Here is an 18,325-nt window from a genome sequence, read left to right as displayed (position 1 = left end):
GCCGGCGGCTTCACGGTGGCGGCGTCCGGCACGGCCTCCACGGCCCCCCGGTTGGAAACCGCTTGCGCCGTCCCGTCTGCGCGCGGCACCGCCGGCGCCGCACCCGCAGGCCGGAATGCCAGCATCCGCAATACCGCCATCTCGAACCCGGCGCGCGGACTCGGCGCCAGATACAGGTCGCGGCGACCGCCCAATGCCATCTGGTACCAGAGCTGCACCACTTCCGGGCGCAGGCGTGTGGCAAAGGTGTCCGCGTCGACCCCTTCGCCATTGACCGGCGCGCCCGGCACCAGCTGCCGCACCTGGATGCGGTGCAGCGCCTCGGCCATGGCGTCGAGCACGCCACTCCAGTCCGGCGAAAATTCGGCCAGCGCCGCCACCACCTGCAGCAGCTGCGCGCCATCCCCGTCGACCAGCGCCTCCAGCATCGCGCCCACCTGGGTGCGGTCCACCGTACCCAGCATGGTGCGCACCACATCCTCGCGCAGCGCGCCGCCGGCATAGGCGATGGCCTGGTCCAGCAGCGACAGGCCGTCGCGCAGGCTGCCGTCGGCGGCCTTGGCCAACTGCACGATCGCGCTCGGGTCGGACTCGATCTGCTCGGCGGCCAGGATGCGGGTCATCTGCCCCTGGATCTGGTCTTCGTCCAGCCGCTTGAGGTTGAACTGCAGGCAACGCGACAGCACGGTCACCGGCAGCTTCTGCGGATCGGTGGTGGCCAGCAGGAACTTCACGTGCTCCGGTGGCTCTTCCAGCGTCTTGAGCAGCGCATTGAACGCGGCCTTGGACAGCATGTGCACTTCGTCGATCAGGTAGACCTTGTACTTGCCGCGCGAGGGCATGTACTGGGCGTTCTCGATCACCTCGCGCACGTCGTCCACGCCGGTATTGGACGCGGCATCGATTTCCAGCAGGTCGATATAGCGCCCGGCATCGATATCCAGACAGGCCGGACACTGGCCGCACGGATCGGCACTGGTGCCGTGCTCGCAATTGAGCGACTTGGCGAAGATGCGCGCGATGGTGGTCTTGCCCACCCCGCGGGTACCGGTGAACAGGAAGGCGTGGTGGACACGGCCACTGTCCAGCGCATTGCTCAGCGCGCGGACCACGTGCTCCTGGCCCACCAGCTCGGCAAAACGCTTTGGACGCCACTTGCGGGCAAGGACGAGGTAGGACATCAGGCAACCGTCTTCATCTGAGCCGACATTGTGCCATGCCCGGCACCCCCGGCTGCGCCCCTGAAAATCGCGCTTGTGGCAATTGCTCCGGGCCTATAGAATTTGCGCCCCTGCAGCGCCTTCGTGGTTGCGGCAGGTCCGGAGAGGTGTCCGAGTGGTTGAAGGAGCACGCCTGGAAAGTGTGTAAGCGTCTAAACCGCGCTTCGGGGGTTCGAATCCCCCTCTCTCCGCCAGATCCATGAAAAAGGCCGCCCAGTGGGCGGCCTTTTTCATGGGCCGGATTTGAAGCTTTCAAACCCGCCGCATCGCCATTAACCCGCCACGGATGCCGCTGCTGACCGGGGGCTGTGCGCCATTTTCCGCTGACCGGCAACGCCAGCCGCCCTGCACGCGTCGCGCACAGGAAACAGAGGTTGCCCTAGAAGACCAACCTGCTGGAGATGGGCGTTGCACCGGCCCGGCAACGCCACCCATTCACAGGATTCCGCCGTCATGTATGGCGTTGCCAATCGCGCATGCGCTAGAATGCGCGGCGCTGCATTGGTTTGATCCGATGCATGCGGTTTTCCGGATTTGCGGCGGCTGATTGTTGCCTGCTGCCCATTCCCGGCACCGCTTCAGGCCGCCGCAAGGCGGCCAACGTTTCTATGGTGGCCCCGTCGGCCCCTCGCGACGCTAGGTCGAAAATCCCGCCAGGGCCGGAAGGCAGCAACGGTATCGATCGACGCGGGCGCCGAGGTCAGCCGGCGGGGCCACCGCCTTTTCAGACGGTGCCTTCGCGCGTGCCCATTGCGCCGCGAAGGCACGTTGATGCAACACTTCGGGCCACCGTCCTGTGCGCGTTCGCCACTGCCAGCTGCACACACCCTCAAGCACACCCACCCGGCCATAGCGCACCTGCGCCCGTATCGCCGATAGCGACCCGCTGATCCTCGTGATCCGCGCAATTCCGGCGACTGCCGCCGCGCAAGCGGAGCCCTGGCCCGGACAGGCGTCCGCATCCGGCTCTTCGCCACGCAGTGCAGTCGCCACGCGTCATCGCCGGGCACCTCAGGCAGTGCGCGTTCCCGTGCCAGCAAAAGAAGCGCGGACGACACGCCCTCGCCCACCCACCTCAGGGAGCCTGCGTGATCACGCACGGCGCCGTGGGCAAGGCCAGCGGCACGCATTCGCCAGGCATGGCCACGCGGTGTCCACGCGCGCGCAAGGCTTCGCCATCGGCGGCGCTGGCGTAGTGGTACAGCATCATCCGCGCCTGCAATTCCTGCGGATATTCCCGCTCCAGATCGTCCACGCCGGTATGCGACGGATTGCCATGCAGGCCGCAATCATGGGCGATGAGCTCATTGTCATCGGCATAGCGCGCCAGCATTTCCGGGATCGGCCGGGTATCGCCGGTCCACACCACTGAACCGCGCAGACGCAGGCCGTAAGCCGTTTCCGGCCAGTGGTGACGCACAGGGAATACTTCGACGCGGACGCCGTCATGCCAGAACGCGTCTCCCACCACGATCAGCTGGAACGCGTCCCAGAAATTGGCGCCGCCCTCGGCCAGCACGTTCGGATAGTCGGCCACCCGCCGGTGCAGCAGCGGCACCAGCGGCGCGGGCACATACAGGCGCACCTTGCCGCGCTGGCCACTGAAATAGCTGTGGATGAACAGGCGCTCGAAGCCGGCGACATGATCCAGGTGCACGTGGGTGACGAAGACCGCGTGCGGCATCGTCCGGTAATGGTTGCGATACGCGGTAAGCCCTTCGCCGCCGCAATCGAGGGTCAGCCACGGCTGCGCCCCACATTCGATCACCGCCATCGCCGAACCCAGGTCCACCGCCGCGGCATTGCCCACGCCCAGAAACCGCAACGCCCAATCCATCAGTAACCCCGGCCCCAGGCCAGATCGTAGGCGCGACGAAGCCGCGCGTAATCCTTTTCCACATCCTCGCGGCTGCGCTCCCCACGCAATTTCAGCAGCGAACGCAGCAGGCGCTTGAGATTGCGCTCGCGCCAGCGGGTGGCCGGGATGCGGATGACGCCACGGTCAAAATCGATCAGCCAGCCGTGGCCGCCGGCATCGAACAGGATGTTGTGGGCGTTGAGATCGGCATGATCCAGCCCGGCGCGATGGAAGCGCGCGATCAGCCGACCGGTTTCTTCCCAGGGTGCCCCACGCCCGGTCACCAGCGCACGGTCGGCCAGCGAACGTACCCCTTCCAGCCGTTCCATCAGGATCGCGGCGCGATAGGTGAGGCCGTCGCGCATGTAGAACGCAGCCAGCGGCCGCGGCACCGGCAACTTCAGTGCATGCAGCGCGCGCATCAGCCGGAACTCGGCAAAACTGCGCACCCGGTTGGCGCCGTGCCACAGGTAGCGATCGCGACTGAGCTTTGCGGCCACGCCGCCGCGCAGGTAATGCCGCAGCACACACGGCCCCAGCGGCGCATCGACGAACCAGGCGCCCCCGCGGCCACCGTCGGCGACCGGACGCGCCTGCACGCCCCAGTGCGCGGGCACAAACAGCTCCGGCCCGGCTTGCCGCAGGCGTTCGCGGTCGAACAGAATGGCGCCGTATCCGCGTCCTTCGCGGCAAGGCGTCAGTACTTCATTGGCGTCGAATGCGACCATTCTTTCGAGTCTAACAACACCATGCCGTCAGCGTCCTCCCCTCTGTGCCTTTTACGTTTGTCCGCACTTGGGGACGTGACCCACGTCGTACCGCTGGTGCGCACCCTGCAACAGGCATGGCCGCAGGTGGAGCTGCACTGGGTGATCGACAAGGCGGGGCACCGCCTGCTGGACGGGCTGCCCGGCGTGGTCTTCCACCCCTACGACAAACGCAGCGGCCTGGCCGGCATGCGTGCGCTGCGCCGGGAATTGCCCGGCAGCGGCTTCGCCGCACTGCTGCAGATGCAGGTGGCGTTTCGCGCCAACGTACTGTCGGCCTTCATTCGCGCCGAGCGGCGTATCGGCTACGACAGAACCCGCTCGAAGGACCTGCACGGACTGTTCATCAACGAACGTATTCCCGACCGTTCCGGCATCCATGTGCTCGACGCGATCGGCAGCTTCTGCGAGCCGCTGGGCCTGAAGCAGACCTCGGTCAGCTGGGATCTGGCCACGCCCGCCGATGCCCACGCCTGGGCGCGGGCGCAATGGGACGATGATGGCCGCCCGGTGCTGATGATCTCGCCGTGCTCGAGCCACGCGCGGCGCAACTGGTATCCCGAGCGCTACGCCGCCGTAGCCGATCACGCGTCACGCAAAGGCTGGCGGGTCGTGCTGTGTGGCGGGCGCAGCGAGCTGGAGCGCAACACCGCAGATGCCATTCTCGCGGCGATGCAGCAGCCGGCACTGGATCTGGTCGGCAAGGACACCCTCAAACAATTGCCGGCGCTGCTGGCACGCGCCACCCTGCTGATGACCCCGGATTCGGGGCCGATGCATATCGCCAACGCGGTCGGCACCAAGGTGCTGGGCCTGCATGCGGCCAGCAATCCCGAGCGCAGCGGCCCGTATTCGGACCGTCGCTATTGCGTGGACCGCTACGACGAGGCGGCGCGCAAATTCCTCGGCAAACCGGCCAGCGAACTGAAATGGGGCGCCAAGGTCGAATTCGACGGAGTGATGGCGCTGATCCCGGTGGACGACGCGATCGCCGCCTTCGAACGCTACGTCAGCGACCACCACGGCTGACATCGGCAGTGCAAGCACAAAGGGCCGCCTCGCGGCAGCCCTTTACATCTCGCAGACGGGCGGGCGTCTCAGCCCGCGCCATAGTCGCCGTAGGACTTTTCTTCCACGTAGCTGGAACCCAGCGCGAGGTTGATGTCCTTCTTGAGCCGGGCGCGGATATCGTTCTGGAAATACACGCTGCGGGCCAGCTGCACGAACTCCTCGTCGAACGCCTGCGCCTTCTCTTTCAGGCGGATATCGTCTTCGATCACCCACAGCCGCTCGTTCACCGCCTTGAGTTCAGCGCGCAGGCGGGCGATATCCCTGACCGCGGCCGGGTGCGCCATCCAGGTCTGCTGCAACGCGACCAGTTCCTTGCGCACATTGGCCAGCTTGGCCTCATCGCTCATCCGTTCGGACTTGATCTGCAGGATGGCGATCTTGTCGAGCAATTCGCCGAAAGAAACGGGAACAAGGATTTCTGACATGGCCGGTCCTGGCAAAAGTAGGCGCCCAGTTTACCGGCGTCGCGCCAAAATCCGGTGCAATGACCCGTTCCGGACGCGGACGGATCCCGGCGCCTGATCGACAGAAATGAAAAAGACCACCCGAAGGCGGCCTTTTTCATGTATCTGGCGGAGAGGGGGGGATTCGAACCCCCGAGGCGCTATAAACGCCTGCCTGATTTCGAGTCAGGTACATTCAACCGCTCTGCCACCTCTCCAGATGGTCCCGGCGAACCGGGGTGCGAATGATACGAGGCCCGCGGGCCGGCGACAAGCCATTTGTCGCAATTCGCCCGCAACCTTGCGATTCTTCCGCCGCAGCCCCGGCCGGTGCGCACCCGCCAGATGCCCTTGCCGGATGTGGCGCCGGCCGCGATGATGCGGTGCCACTCCCCGCAAAAGCCAGCCTGCCCGGGCGCCAATGATCGAATTCGGACATCTCAGCCATGTCGGCCTGCGCCGCCGGCTCAACGAAGACACCTATTACGGCGACAGCGAGCTGGGCCTGTGGCTGGTGGCCGACGGCATGGGCGGACACGCCTGTGGCGAGGTGGCCAGCGCGCTGGCGCGCGAAACCATCGTGCGCGAAGTGCGCAGTGGCACACCGCTGGTGCAGGCCATCCGTATTGCCGATGAGGAAATCATCCGCACCTCACGCCGGCGCAATGACAGCCTGCCGATGGGCACCACCGTGGTGGCCGCGCGCGTGCAGGGCAATCGCTTTGAAGTGGCGTGGGTGGGCGACAGCCGTGCCTACCTGTGGCGCGAAGGCAAGCTGGCGCAGCTGAGCCAGGATCACAGCTATGTGCAGGAACTGATCGCCCAGGGCAGCCTGACCGCCGAACAGGCACGTGAACATCCGCACCGCAACGTGGTCACCCAGGCCTTGGGCGTCACCGACCCGATGCACCTGAATGTGGCCAGCATGACCGGCGAACTGCGCCCGGGCATGCAGCTGCTGTTGTGCAGTGATGGCCTGACCGAGGAAGTGGACGACAGCAACCTGGCGCGCACGTTGCAGTACGACGACTGCAGCGCCCAGGAATGCGTGGATACGCTGGTGGCCGCCGCCCTCGATGGCGGCGGCTCGGACAACATCACCGCGATCCTGGTGCGCTGCCACTGAGCACTCGGCGGCCGGCCAGCCTGCCGGGGATGGCCCACCGAGTCAGGGGGCCACCGTTTGCACAGCAAAGCGCGCGGCGGCAGCGCGAATGCGATGGCGCGTCATCGGACAACATCACCGCGATCCTGGTGCGCTGCCACCGACCGGGCTGGTCGCCTTGCACCGGCGGCGAGCACTCACACCTGCGCACTGGCCTCGCGCTCGCCATCCCAGAGCGCATGTCCGGATTTTTTACGCAGTTTCGCCAGCCGCGCCTCGTGCGCTTCCAGCTCCGAGGCGGTTGCCACCACCCGCGGGCGCGGCAACAGGATCGCCGGTTCGAACACCCGGGTCGCTGCATCGCCCTCCCCGCGCTCGCCCTCTACCTGAGCGAACCCGATTTCCTCCTGCCCGGAGGTCAGCGCGATGTACACATCGCCCAGGATCTGCGCATCGAGCAGCGCGCCATGCAACTGGCGGTGCGAGTTGTCCACGCCCAGCCGCCTGCACAATGCATCGAGCGAATTGCGCTGGCCGGGGAAGCGCTCACGCGCCATCAGCAGGGTATCGGTGACCGTGACCCGCTCGGCGAGCACGCCCCGGCCGGCCAGTGCCATCTCGTTCTGCAGGAAGCCCATGTCGAACGCGGCGTTGTGGATGATCAGCTCGGCGCCATCGACGTAGGCGAGGAATTCTTCAACGATCTCCTCGAACCGCGGCTTGTCGGCGAGGAACTCCAGGGTCAGCCCGGTCACTTCCTGCGCGCCGGGTTCGAACTCGCAATCCGGCTTCAGGTAGTAATGGAAGTTGTTGCCGCTGGGGCGGCGCTCGAGCAGTTCGACGCAGCCGATTTCAACTACGCGGTTGCCTTTTTTCCAGTCCAGGCCAGTGGTTTCGGTATCAAGAATGATTTGACGCATATCCGCCTCAGTTTGCCGCCACGCCCGCGCGCACGCGGATCGCCTGGTCACGCGCCAGCTCGTCCACGCGTTCGTTGTCAGGATCGCCGGAATGCCCCTTCACCCAGCGCCAGTCGATCGTGTGCTGCAGGCTGGCCGCATGCAGCCGTTCCCACAGATCGCGGTTCTTCACCGGATCGCCGCCGGCGGTTTTCCAGTTGCGCCGCACCCAGCCGGCCATCCATTCGGTGATGCCCTGGCGGACGTACTGCGAATCGGTGAACAGCACGATCTCGCACGGTTCGCTCAGCGCCTCCAGGCCCATGATTGCAGCCATCAGCTCCATCCGGTTGTTGGTGGTGTGGGCTTCGCCGCCCGTCACCTCGCGTTCGTGGCCGCGATAGCGCAACAACGCCGCCCAGCCGCCGGGTCCGGGATTGCCCAGACAGGCACCGTCGGTATGTATTTCAATTGATTTCATGTCGTTCCGAAAAAGAGGTCAGGTCGCCACCGGTCCACGCCAACCCACCGGCACCACGCCGGAAGGAGTCATCCCCGCCACGCGTTTTTCCGCTTCCAGCACGCATACCGCCCGCAACGAGGGCAGTGCCGAACCAGTGGCACCGGCACGCTCGCCCCACAGCGGCCCCAGATAGCGCACCGGACCGCACAGCAGTCCTTCCCGCTGCAGCAGGCTGCGGCAGCGCAACAGCGAGGCTGGACGCAGCCCATGCCGCTGCCAGCGCACGCGGTACGGGCTACAGGAATTGAGCTGGGTCATCCACAGCCGCCCGCCGGGCATCAGCAGCCGCGAACATTCGGCAATCAGCGCCGCCAGGTCGGCCCTGTCGGCGTGCTGGATCACGATCGCGTTGACCGCCTCACCGGGCATCGGCAACGGCAACCGGCAGCGCAGATCGCCCTGGAAGCCATTCCCGGCCGTGGCGTGCAGCCGCACCCCGCGTCCGGCCGGCAACGGAGACGGCGTCCACCCGGTCGTCGGGCTGAGCCACAACCAGGGCTGGGAAGGCAGGCGGTGCAGCTGTTCACGCAGGTGATGATGCTCGAGCTGGCGCAGACAACGGGCGCCTTGCATATCAAACCATGCTGAGACTGCTGCTTGACGGAGGAACGGGGCGGCAGGCATGGTCCAATTCTATGCGACTGACCCCCCTGCCCGCATTCGAGGACAACTACATCTGGGCGCTGCGGGCGGCTGACGGTCGCGCGGTGATTGTCGATCCCGGCCAGTCGGCACCGGTTCTGGCCGCCGCCCGCCAGGGTTTGCAGCCGGTGGCCATACTGCTGACCCACCACCACAACGACCATATCGGCGGTGCCGCGGACCTGCTGCGGCAATGGCCGCAGCTGCCGGTGTTCGCGCCGGCAGATGAACGCATCACACTGGAATGTGAAAAAGTCGGCGAAAGTGACCGGGTACAATTGCCCGGCTTCGACTTCGAGGTGCTGTCCGTACCCGGGCACACCCGCAGCCATATCGCCTTTTTCGGCCACGGTCATCTGTTCTGTGGCGACACGCTGTTCAGCCTGGGCTGTGGACGCATGTTCGAAGGTACCGCCGCCCAGATGCACGCCTCGCTGCAACGCCTGGCGGCATTGCCGGCGCAGACCCTGGTCTGCTGCGGTCACGAATACACACTGGCCAATGCCGCCTTTGCCCGGCATGTCGAGCCCACCAACGCTGCGTTGCAGCGCCGACAACAGGAAGCCCTGGACATGCGCAGCCGCTCTCTCCCCACCGTTCCGTCCGTATTGGCCAGCGAACTGCAATGCAACCCGTTCCTGCGCACCGCTTCGCCTGAAATCCAGCGCAGCGTGGCCACCCGTCTGGGCCGGCCAGCCGCCGACGAGATCGAGGTATTCGCCGAATTGCGGCGCTGGAAAGACGGTTTTCGCGCGTGAGCCGGCGCAGGCTGGCATGGGCGCTGGGGCTGGTGCTGGGAAGCTGTCTGGGCACATCCGCCGCTGCACAGACGCTTTCCGCCGGGCCCGGACTGGGCCAGAACCTGGCGGCGCTGGCGTCACTGCCGATTGATCCGGCCTCGTTGCCAGCGCCGACGATCCGCAACGGCCAGGAAATATTTGCGAACTTCCGCGAGGGTCTGGCCGCTCCCCAATGCGATACCGACGCCGCCAGCGCCCAGTGGCACAAACAGTTCGCCCATGCGCCCACGCGCCTGGGCAATGTCGACGAAGACGTGCTGCCACTGTTCGGCTACGTGGTGGACGAGTTGCGCAAGGCCAGCCTTCCCACCGAGTTCGCACTGATTCCCTTTATTGAAAGCGGCTATCGCCCCGGCGCGCGCAGTGCCAGTGGCCCGGCCGGTTTGTGGCAATTCATCGCCAGCACCGCCCGCAGCCACCGGGTGCCGATGGAGGCCGGCTACGACGGCCGGTTGTCCGCGGTGGATTCCACCCAGGCTGCGGTGCGTTACCTGAAGACCCTGCATGGCATGTTCGGCGGCGACTGGCGGCTGGCGGTCATGGCCTACAACGCCGGTGAATACCGGGTGCTGCAGTCGCTGCGCCGCGGCGGAATGAACGCGCAGAATGCGCGCCCGGCCGAATTGCCGGGGCTGTCACCGATCACCTACGCCTACGTCGAAAAGCTGCATGCGCTGGCTTGTGTACTCGAACAGGCCGAAACCGAAAATGGGCTGATGGCGTCACTGGACCGCCCGGTGCCGATTCTGCGCGGGCACTCGTTGCCCGCCGGCACCACGCTCAACCGCTGGGCCGAGCAACGCTCGCTGGACCCGGCGCGGATCGCGCGACTGAACCCCGCCGTGGCCGGCGCCCACCCCGGCGCCAGAGTGCTGGCCCCCGCTTCGCCCGCATTCCTGCCTGCAGATGTGGCCAGCGGGTCGCTGGCGGCAGCACCAATCACCGCCTCATCGACGGCCCCCGCGGTAGCGGCGGCGGGCACGCGTGCCAGTGGCGGCCGGCGGCATACGGTCCGCATCGGCGAATCGGCCTGGTCGATCGCGCGCCGCTATGGCATCCCGGTCAAAGCCCTGCTGGCAGGGAACAATCTGGGTCCGGCCAGCGTGCTCAAGCCAGGGATGGAGCTGAGTTTCGAAGACACGCGCTGAGCCGCCGTGGCGCATCCTGTGCGTTGATCGCCGCAGACGGTCAAGCCAGCGCTCCAAACCGGCCCACCGCGGCTGCAACGCGGCGGTCGGCAGCGGTCGCCGGAAAGTCACGCCGCTCAGTCTCCACCGGCCAGCGCTTGGCGATCCGAGGCCTGCGCTGATCGCACCCGGCCCGACTCCAGTCCGACCTTGTCGCGGCCCGGCATAACGCATGCTGCCCGCACGGGCCAGTCCGGCACGTGACACCCAGCCGGTCAGCTCATGAGCCGCCCCCTGGCCTACCGCCTCCCATTGCGCGCTGCTGGCGCACCATGCCGATCCAGCCAAGCCGGGCCATACCCCCTGCCGAAGAAGGCCGTAAGGCGGTCACTCCTGGCCTGCCGCGCCTGCACTGCAGCCGCGGCAGGCCAGGGGTAGAAAACCGGGCCGGTTTCAATGGCGATCAATGCCGCCGCATCCTCCGCACCTGCCTCAACCCAGGCATGGGCCAGCACACGGTCCGCCTTGCCGCGCCTGCAATCGTCCATCTTCAGGCGGCCGCCCTCGGCCCGGCCCGATACCACCGCCTTTTCCTGCGCTGCACAACCCGCCGCACCAACAAAAAGCCCGGCGATTGCCGGGCTTTTTGTTGCGCATCAACGCACCATCAAAGCTGCGACTCTTCAGTCTGCACCTTGAAGCGTTTGCGCATCGCGTCCACGTAGGCCTTTGCCGCTGCGGCGCCATCGATCTGGCTCAACTGCTGCTTCAGCATCACCTGCTGCGGTTCCGGTACCTGGGCCAGGTCGCCCGGCGTCACCTTGGTCACCGCAAATACCGCATAGCGGCCATCGTCCATCTCGATCTTGCCGTAGCTGGGGGTGCCGTCGACCGGCACCGGCGCGGCAAAGATCGCCTGATTGGCCGCCACGCTCGGCATCGGCGCCATGCGCGGCAGACCCGGCATCGGCATCACCTGCAGATGCTCACTGGAGGCCAGCGCCTGCAGCGTCTGACCCGCCGCTAGCTTGGCCAGCAATGCGTCGACCGCCTTCAGCGACGCCTTCTCCGCACGGTCCGCGCGAATGGCCGCAATGACCTTTTCGCGCGCCTTGTCCAGCGGCAACACCTGCTCGGGCGTATGCGCGGTCACGCGGATCATCACCGTATGATTCGGCGTGATCTCGATCGGGTCGCTGACAGTGCCGTCCTGCACCAGCACATCGGAAAACGCAGCGCGCAGTACCGCCGGATTGGCCGCCACGCCAGTGGCACTGGTCCGGGTAAACGGCCCCAGCACCTGCACCGGCAACCCGACTTCCTTTGCCGCCGGCTCCAGCGCGGTGGGATTCTTGTAGACCAGGTCAACCAGACGGCCGCTCAGTTCGTTGAACGCGCGCTCGGTGTCGGCTTGCAACTGCTCGGCGGCCAGCTGGTCGCGTACCTCCTCGAACGGCTTGCCTTCGCCCCCTTTGACCTCGCGCAGCTTCAGCACGTGATAGCCGAATTCGGTCTTGACCGGCCCGCTCACGTCGCCGGGCTTCATCGCAAACAGGGCCTCTTCGAACGGCTGCACCATCACGCCCTTCTCGACCCAGCCCAGATCCCCGCCTTCGGCCTTGGAACCGGGGTCATCGGAGTTGGCCTTGGCCAGTGCGGCAAAATCGGCACCGGGCTGCCTGGCTTCCGCGGCCAGCTTGCTGGCCTTGGCTTGCGCAGCCTTCTGCGAATCCGGATCGGAGCCGGCGCTGATCAGGATGTGCGAGGCCAGGCGCTGCTCGGGCGCAACAAAGCGCGCTTTCTCTTCCTGGTAGCGGTGACGCAGAGTGGCCTCGTCCGCCGCCGCAGCAGCCGGCATGTTGGCCGCATCCAACTCGACGTATTCGATGGATACCGATTCGGGCTGACGGAAATCCTGCACATGGCTTTCATACCACTGCTTGATTTCGGCTTCGCCGACGTCCGCGGTATCGGCTTCAGTAGCCGGCAGCAACGCGATTTCAACATCGCGGGTCTCGCCCAGCAGCTTCAGCAGACGCTCGCTTTCACCCTTGGTGGCGAAACCGGACTGCGCCAATGCGCTGGGGATGATCGACTGCCGCAGGCTGTCGCGAACCAGCTGTTCGAACTGGGCCGGCGTGCGCGGCGGCGCGCCTTGGGCCAGCGCAAGACGGTACTGTTCGGGATCGAACTTGCCATCGCGCTGGAACGCCGGAATCGTGGCGATGTAATCACGTACCGCCGCATCGCCGATGACAATCCCGGCTTCCTCGGCGGCCAGTCGCACCACCTGCTCGTCAATCAGCTGGTCGAGTACCGCCAGCTTGTTTTCCAGGGTCTCGAATTCGCGCGGATCGAAACTGTCGCCCTGTTGCTCACGGGCCTGCATCCGCATCTGCTCGAAGCGGGTGCGGAATTCTTCCGTGGTGATTTCATGGTGCCTCCACAACAGCGAAGCCGGCCACCAGGACGGCGCGGACTTCCACCAGGACGGCGGCGCCTGCACCTTGGCCACGTTGTTCGCACCGACACCGCCGAGATAGCTGTTATCGATCACAAACAGGAAGGGAATCATCAGCAGGCCAAGGATTGCCGTGGCGATCCAGCCTGAGGTCTTGTCGCGGAGTTTCTGCAGCATTGTGGAATCACGGCCTGATGACGAGCCGCGCAGTTTAACCCGCTTATGCCCCCGACTCCCAGCATGCGCCGATTGCAGCGGCTCCACACCTCCGTGGTCGAGCGCAATGAGAGCGGGCGGCCAACCGGAAATAAAAAAAAGCCCCCGGTATGCACCGGGGGCTTTGAGACAACTGGCGGAGCGGACGGGACTCGAACCCGCGACCTCCGGCGTGACAGGCCAGCATTCTAACCAGCTGAACTACCGCTCCACTTCGAACCCTGCAACTGCGTCCCTGCGGTTTTACCCGACGGGATCGGCCTCCCTTGGGGAAACCGTTGAAACTGGCGGAGCGGACGGGACTCGACCCCGCGACCTCCGGCGTGACCGGCCCGCCGTCTAACCAGCTGAACTACCGCGCCGCACTTGACCTTCTGCGTTCCCGCGCACCCGAGGTGCGGTGGAGAAAGCGAGGCCCCTGATGACTCAGGGGCCTCATTGACACTGGCGGAGCGGACGGGACTCGACCCCGCGACCTCCGGCGTGTCAGGCCAGCATTCTAACCAGCTGAACTACCGCTCCGCACTTGACCTTCTGCTTTCCCGCGCACCCGAGGTGCGGTTGAGAAAGCGAGGCCCCTGATTACTCAGGGGCCTCATTGAAACTGGCGGAGCGGACGGGACTCGAACCCGCGACCTCCGGCGTGACAGGCCAGCATTCTAACCAGCTGAACTACCGCTCCACTTTCAATACTGCTACTGACGATGCCTGGTGGGTGCTGAGGGTTTCGAACCCCCGACCCTCTCCGTGTAAGGGAGACGCTCTACCGCTGAGCTAAGCACCCCCGGTGAGCCGCTTAGTTTACGGCATCCTTCAGGGCTTTGCCAGCCTTGAATGCCGGATTCTTCGAAGCGGCAATCTTGATCGTATCGCCGGTCTTCGGATTGCGGCCGGTGCGCTCTGCACGCTCGCGCACCTGGAACGTACCAAAGCCGACCAGCGTCACAGCGTCGCCCTTCTTCAGCGCCTTGGTGATCTCACCGATGACAGCGTCAACGGCGCGACCTGCCTCAGCCTTGGACAGATCAGCAGCAGCGGCAACGCCATCGATCAATTCGGTCTTGTTCATTCTGTAAAACTCCCTTTGCGGTCATCCCGCGGAATTGATTGGTCGGCTCCCGTCACGTCACGCGTCACGGAAACCGCAAGATCTTTCAAACACCGCACCCGCATTCACTGCCGGTGGATGAGTCGCACTTTTATACCAGCAGCCCCCTACCCACGCAAGCTGAAAAGCCAATAGCGACAGGGGTTTCAGGCATATCCACCCCATTGATCAGTGCTTGACGCGCGCTGCCGGAGCTGTCTTCGCCTTGCTGCGTACCGCGACCCGCTGCCCACTTTTAGCCACCTTCCTGGGCTTCAGCGGCCGCTCCAACGCGATGTCCAACACCTCGTCAATCCACTTCACCGGCACGATCTCCAGATCGCGAGTGACGTTGGCCGGAATATCGGCCAGGTCCTTGCGATTCTCTTCGGGGATGATGACGGTACGGATGCCGCCGCGCAGCGCAGCCAACAATTTCTCCTTCAACCCGCCGATCGCCGTCACCCGCCCCCGCAGGGTGATTTCGCCGGTCATGGCCACATCCGCCCTCACTGGCACCTTGGTCAGCATCGACACCAGCGAGGTCACCATTGCACTGCCGGCACTGGGCCCGTCCTTGGGCGTCGCGCCATCGGGCACATGCAGATGTACATCGCTCTTCTGCAGGAAGTCGGTATCGATACCCAGCTGCTCGGCACGGGCACGCACCACCGACAGGGCCGCCGAGGCGGACTCCTTCATCACGTTGCCGAGCTGCCCGGTCAGGATCACCGCGCCCTTGCCCGGCACCAGCGTCGACTCGATCTGCAGCAGGTCGCCACCGACTTCGGTCCACGCCAGACCGGTGACCAGCCCGATTTCGTTCTGCTCTTCGGCACGGCCGAAATCGAAGCGGCGCACGCCCAGATATTTTTCAATGTTCTTGCCATTGACGATCAACAGCGCCTTCTTCTTCGCGCCTTTCTTCACCGCCCTGGCCGCAGAGACCGGCCCGGCCAGTGCGATTTCCTTGACCACCTTGCGGCAGATCTTGGCGATCTCCCGCTCCAGATTACGCACCCCGGACTCGCGCGTGTAATAGCGCACCACATCCTGGATGGCCTCCGGGACGATCTCCAGCTCCTCCGGCTTCAGCCCGTTGGCCTTGAGCTGCTTGGGCACCAGGTAGCGCATGGCGATGTTGAGCTTCTCATCCTCGGTATAGCCGGGAATGCGGATCACTTCCATGCGATCCAGCAGTGGACCGGGGATGTTCAGCGTGTTGGACGTCGCCACGAACATCACTTCGGACAGATCCAGATCCACTTCCAGGTAGTGGTCGTTGAACGCGTTGTTCTGCTCCGGATCGAGCACTTCCAGCAGCGCCGAGGACGGGTCGCCGCGGAAGTCCATCGACATCTTGTCGATCTCGTCGAGCACAAACAGCGCATTCTTGCTGCCGACCTTGTTGAGGTTCTGCACGATCCGCCCCGGCATCGAGCCGACATAGGTGCGGCGATGACCGCGGATCTCGGCCTCGTCACGCACGCCGCCCAGCGACATGCGCACGAACTTGCGGTTGGTGGCCTTGGCGATCGACTGACCCAGCGAGGTTTTACCGACGCCCGGCGGGCCGACGAGGCACAGGATCGGCCCCTTCATCTGCTTCACCCGCGACTGCACCGCAAGATATTCAAGGATGCGGTCCTTCACCTTCTCCAGACCGTAATGGTCGGCATCCAGCGTTTCCTGCGCGACCTTCAGGTCCTTGCGGATCTTGCTGCGCTTGTTCCACGGCACCCCGAGCAGCCAATCCAGATAGTTGCGCACCACCGCCGACTCTGCCGACATCGGCGACATCTGCTTGAGCTTGTTGAGCTCGGCCTTGGCCTTGGCTTCCACCGCCTTGGGCATGCCAGCTTCGACAATCTTCCGCGCCAGCTCCTCCAGCTCACCGGGCGCTTCATCCAGATCGCCCAGCTCTTTCTGGATCGCCTTCATCTGCTCGTTGAGGTAATACTCGCGCTGGCTTTTTTCCATCTGCGATTTGACCCGGCCGCGGATGCGCTTCTCCAGCTGCTGCACATCGATTTCGCCATCGACCAGGCCGACCAGCATTTCCAGCCGGTCGCCGATCTGCAGCGTCTCCAGCAATTTCTGCTTGTCGGACAGGCGCACGCCGATGTGCGCGGCGATGGTATCGGCCAGGCGCGCCGGCTCTTCGATGCCGGCCAGCGTCTGCAGCAGTTCCGGCGGCAGCTTGCGGTTGGTCTTGATGTACTGCTCGAACAACGACATCAACGAGCGTGCAATCGCCTCGATCTCGCGCGGGTCGCGCGACTCATCGGAATGCACTTCAACACCCTGTCCCTGCAGCGCGCCGTCATGCTCGAACACCTTGTCAACATGCACGCGCGAGAGGCCTTCGACCAGCACCTTGATGGTGCCGTCGGGCAGTTTAAGCAGCTGCAGCACCTGCGCCAGCGTGCCCACCGGGTAAAGGTCGGCCACACCGGGATCGTCGGTTTCAGCCGACTTCTGCGCTACCAGAAGGATCCGCTTGTCTGCCTCCATCGCCCGCTCCAGCGCGCGCATGGACTTGTCACGACCCACGAACAGCGGGATCACCATGTGCGGGAAAACCACCACATCACGCAGCGGCAGGACCGGCAAATCAAGGACTTCGAGTTGGGACTGGGCCATGAGGGCTCCGCAGGAAATTCAGGAAAACGAGCTAAAAAAAAGCCGATGGCCCCGTTATGGGGCCATCGGCGCAACGATGCAAGAGCAGACGTCCCGTCAGTGAATGCCGGCCGGGCAACGCCGCCGGAACACACCATCCCGGACTGCCAATTCAGTCGCCTGAAGCCGCCTTCGGCGCTGCCGGTGGCGTCTGGTAGATCAGGTACGGCTCGGACTTGTGTTCGATCACCGACTCGTCCACCACCACCTTGCTGACATTTTCCTGCGAGGGCAGTTCATACATCGTGTCCAGCAGGACCGACTCGACGATGGTGCGCAGGCCGCGGGCACCGGTCTTGCGCTTGATCGCCTTCTTGGCGATCGCCGCCAGCGCGTCGGGGCGGAACTCCAACTCGACACCTTCCATCTCGAACAGTTTCTTGAACTGCTTGGTGATGGCGTTCTTGGGCTCGCTCAGGATCTTGATCAGCGCCGGCTCGTCCAGTTCCTCGAGCGTGGCCACCACCGGCAGACGCCCCACGAACTCGGGAATCAGGCCAAACTTGATCAGGTCCTCCGGCTCGACTTCGGCCAGGATCTTGCCCACTTCCTGCTTCCGCTCGGCACTTTTCACCTTGGCACCGAAACCAATGCCACTGGCATCCGTGGACCGCGCCTGGATGACCTTGTCGAGCCCGGCAAATGCACCGCCGCAGATGAACAGGATGTTCTTGGTGTCCACCTGCAGGAATTCCTGCTGCGGATGCTTGCGCCCGCCCTGCGGCGGCACGCTGGCCACGGTGCCTTCGATCAGCTTCAACAGCGCCTGCTGCACGCCTTCGCCGGACACGTCGCGGGTGATCGACGGGTTCTCGCTCTTGCGCGAGATCTTGTCGATTTCATCGATATAGACGATGCCCTGCTGCGCCTTCTCGACGTCGTAGTCGCACTTCTGCAGCAGCTTCTGGATGATGTTCTCCACGTCCTCGCCCACATAACCGGCTTCGGTCAGCGTGGTCGCATCGGCCATGGTGAACGGTACATTGAGCAGCCGCGCCAGCGTTTCGGCCAGCAGCGTCTTGCCCGAACCGGTCGGGCCGACCAGCAGGATGTTGGACTTGGACAGTTCGACGTCGTCGTTCTTCTGACGGCTTTCGATGCGCTTGTAATGGTTGTACACCGCCACCGCGAGCGTGCGCTTGGCGCGGGTCTGGCCGATGACGTACTGGTCCAGGACTTCGAGGATCTCCTTCGGCTTGGGCAGCGAACTGCGGGCCGACTGGGCCTTTTCCTCGAGTTCCTCGCGGATGATGTCGTTGCACAGTTCCACGCATTCATCACAGATGAACACGCTCGGACCCGCAATCAGCTTGCGAACTTCGTGCTGACTCTTGCCGCAGAACGAACAGTAGAGAATCTTGCTGCTGTCCGCGGAACGACCTTGCCGGTCTTCGCTCATGCTTCGCTTACCCAGTTGCTCCCCC

Annotated in this window: 15 protein-coding genes, 6 tRNA genes and 1 other RNA gene; 6 read left to right on the top strand and 16 right to left on the bottom strand. The window is 65.0% G+C overall.

Features of this window, described 5'->3' with window-relative positions; translation table 11 throughout:
- On the bottom strand, nt 1-1,181 hold a 1,181-nt coding region (dnaX, locus tag QZH66_RS08935; protein WP_305805594.1), incomplete at its 3' end, for a DNA polymerase III subunit gamma/tau.
- A gap of 140 nt (nt 1,182-1,321) precedes the next feature.
- Between dnaX and QZH66_RS08930 the strand changes: the two genes are divergently transcribed.
- A tRNA-Ser gene (locus tag QZH66_RS08930) sits at nt 1,322-1,414 on the top strand.
- Between the two features lie 423 nt (nt 1,415-1,837).
- Nucleotides 1,838-1,934: signal recognition particle sRNA small type (gene ffs, locus QZH66_RS08925), an RNA gene on the top strand.
- Between the two features lie 361 nt (nt 1,935-2,295).
- Here ffs and QZH66_RS08920 read toward each other — a convergent pair.
- Together QZH66_RS08920 and QZH66_RS08915 are read right to left on the bottom strand one after the other, a co-directional pair.
- Nucleotides 2,296-3,057 (bottom strand): MBL fold metallo-hydrolase, encoded by a 762-nt coding sequence (locus QZH66_RS08920; protein WP_305805593.1) that lies wholly within the window; start codon nt 3,055-3,057, stop codon nt 2,296-2,298.
- A complete protein-coding gene (locus QZH66_RS08915; protein WP_305805592.1) occupies nt 3,057-3,806 on the bottom strand; it encodes a 3-deoxy-D-manno-octulosonic acid kinase in 750 nt (249 codons plus the stop codon). Before QZH66_RS08915 ends, QZH66_RS08920 begins: the two co-directional genes overlap by 1 nt.
- Before the next feature lie 21 nt (nt 3,807-3,827).
- Between QZH66_RS08915 and QZH66_RS08910 the strand changes: the two genes are divergently transcribed.
- Nucleotides 3,828-4,874 (top strand): glycosyltransferase family 9 protein, encoded by a 1,047-nt coding sequence (locus QZH66_RS08910; RefSeq protein ID WP_305805591.1) that lies wholly within the window; start codon nt 3,828-3,830, stop codon nt 4,872-4,874.
- Between the two features lie 68 nt (nt 4,875-4,942).
- Here QZH66_RS08910 and QZH66_RS08905 read toward each other — a convergent pair whose 3' ends face one another.
- Together QZH66_RS08905 and QZH66_RS08900 are read right to left on the bottom strand one after the other, a co-directional pair.
- Nucleotides 4,943-5,341, bottom strand: coding sequence for a DUF6165 family protein (locus tag QZH66_RS08905; protein WP_305805590.1), 399 nt, complete (start codon nt 5,339-5,341; stop codon nt 4,943-4,945).
- Between the two features lie 145 nt (nt 5,342-5,486).
- A tRNA-Ser gene (locus QZH66_RS08900) sits at nt 5,487-5,577 on the bottom strand.
- 203 nt (nt 5,578-5,780) lie between these two features.
- Here QZH66_RS08900 and QZH66_RS08895 point away from each other — a divergent pair.
- On the top strand, nt 5,781-6,485 hold the full coding sequence (locus QZH66_RS08895; protein WP_305805589.1) for a PP2C family serine/threonine-protein phosphatase: 705 nt from the start codon (nt 5,781-5,783) through the stop codon (nt 6,483-6,485).
- Nucleotides 6,486-6,661: 176 nt separating this feature from the next.
- Here QZH66_RS08895 and dnaQ read toward each other — a convergent pair whose 3' ends face one another.
- Genes dnaQ through QZH66_RS08880 form a run of 3 tightly spaced genes read right to left on the bottom strand, consistent with a single transcriptional unit; the run spans nt 6,662 to nt 8,459 of the window.
- Nucleotides 6,662-7,384: a DNA polymerase III subunit epsilon gene (gene dnaQ / locus QZH66_RS08890; RefSeq protein ID WP_305805588.1), complete on the bottom strand. Its 723-nt coding sequence runs from the start codon at nt 7,382-7,384 to the stop codon at nt 6,662-6,664.
- 7 nt (nt 7,385-7,391) lie between these two features.
- Nucleotides 7,392-7,844 (bottom strand): ribonuclease HI, encoded by a 453-nt coding sequence (rnhA, locus tag QZH66_RS08885; RefSeq protein ID WP_305805587.1) that lies wholly within the window; start codon nt 7,842-7,844, stop codon nt 7,392-7,394.
- An 18-nt stretch (nt 7,845-7,862) separates the two neighbouring features.
- On the bottom strand, nt 7,863-8,459 hold the full coding sequence (locus tag QZH66_RS08880) for a class I SAM-dependent methyltransferase (protein WP_305805586.1): 597 nt from the start codon (nt 8,457-8,459) through the stop codon (nt 7,863-7,865).
- 62 nt (nt 8,460-8,521) lie between these two features.
- On the opposite strand from QZH66_RS08880, the gene gloB reads away from it, so the two are divergent.
- Nucleotides 8,522-9,286, top strand: coding sequence for a hydroxyacylglutathione hydrolase (gene gloB / locus QZH66_RS08875; protein ID WP_305805585.1), 765 nt, complete (start codon nt 8,522-8,524; stop codon nt 9,284-9,286).
- Nucleotides 9,283-10,476, top strand: coding sequence for a lytic transglycosylase domain-containing protein (locus QZH66_RS08870; RefSeq protein ID WP_305805584.1), 1,194 nt, complete (start codon nt 9,283-9,285; stop codon nt 10,474-10,476). The genes gloB and QZH66_RS08870 overlap by 4 nt, the downstream gene beginning before the upstream one ends.
- Nucleotides 10,477-11,122: 646 nt before the next feature.
- On the opposite strand, the gene QZH66_RS08865 is transcribed toward QZH66_RS08870, so the two are convergent.
- The 8 genes from QZH66_RS08865 to clpX all read right to left on the bottom strand — a co-directional run bounded on the left by QZH66_RS08865 (nt 11,123) and on the right by clpX (nt 18,300).
- A complete protein-coding gene (locus QZH66_RS08865; protein ID WP_305805583.1) occupies nt 11,123-13,093 on the bottom strand; it encodes a peptidyl-prolyl cis-trans isomerase in 1,971 nt (656 codons plus the stop codon).
- Between the two features lie 173 nt (nt 13,094-13,266).
- Nucleotides 13,267-13,343: transfer RNA gene (locus tag QZH66_RS08860), tRNA-Asp, on the bottom strand.
- A gap of 234 nt (nt 13,344-13,577) precedes the next feature.
- Nucleotides 13,578-13,654 (bottom strand) — tRNA-Val (locus QZH66_RS08855).
- 83 nt (nt 13,655-13,737) lie between these two features.
- A tRNA-Asp gene (locus QZH66_RS08850) sits at nt 13,738-13,814 on the bottom strand.
- A gap of 27 nt (nt 13,815-13,841) precedes the next feature.
- Nucleotides 13,842-13,916 (bottom strand) — tRNA-Val (locus QZH66_RS08845).
- Between the two features lie 12 nt (nt 13,917-13,928).
- Nucleotides 13,929-14,201, bottom strand: a complete 273-nt coding sequence (locus tag QZH66_RS08840; protein WP_305805582.1) for an HU family DNA-binding protein — start codon at nt 14,199-14,201, stop codon at nt 13,929-13,931.
- A gap of 207 nt (nt 14,202-14,408) precedes the next feature.
- A complete protein-coding gene (lon, locus tag QZH66_RS08835; RefSeq protein ID WP_305805581.1) occupies nt 14,409-16,862 on the bottom strand; it encodes an endopeptidase La in 2,454 nt (817 codons plus the stop codon).
- A 151-nt stretch (nt 16,863-17,013) separates the two neighbouring features.
- Complete coding sequence (gene clpX, locus QZH66_RS08830) at nt 17,014-18,300, bottom strand: ATP-dependent Clp protease ATP-binding subunit ClpX (RefSeq protein ID WP_305805580.1); 1,287 nt, start codon at nt 18,298-18,300, stop codon at nt 17,014-17,016.
- Nucleotides 18,301-18,325: the final 25 nt, after the last annotated feature.

The sequence above is a fragment of the Stenotrophomonas sp. YIM B06876 genome (assembly GCF_030711595.1).
In the GTDB taxonomy this organism is placed as follows: Bacteria; Pseudomonadota; Gammaproteobacteria; order Xanthomonadales; family Xanthomonadaceae; genus Stenotrophomonas.
This window is presented reverse-complemented; position numbering and strand designations above follow the sequence as displayed.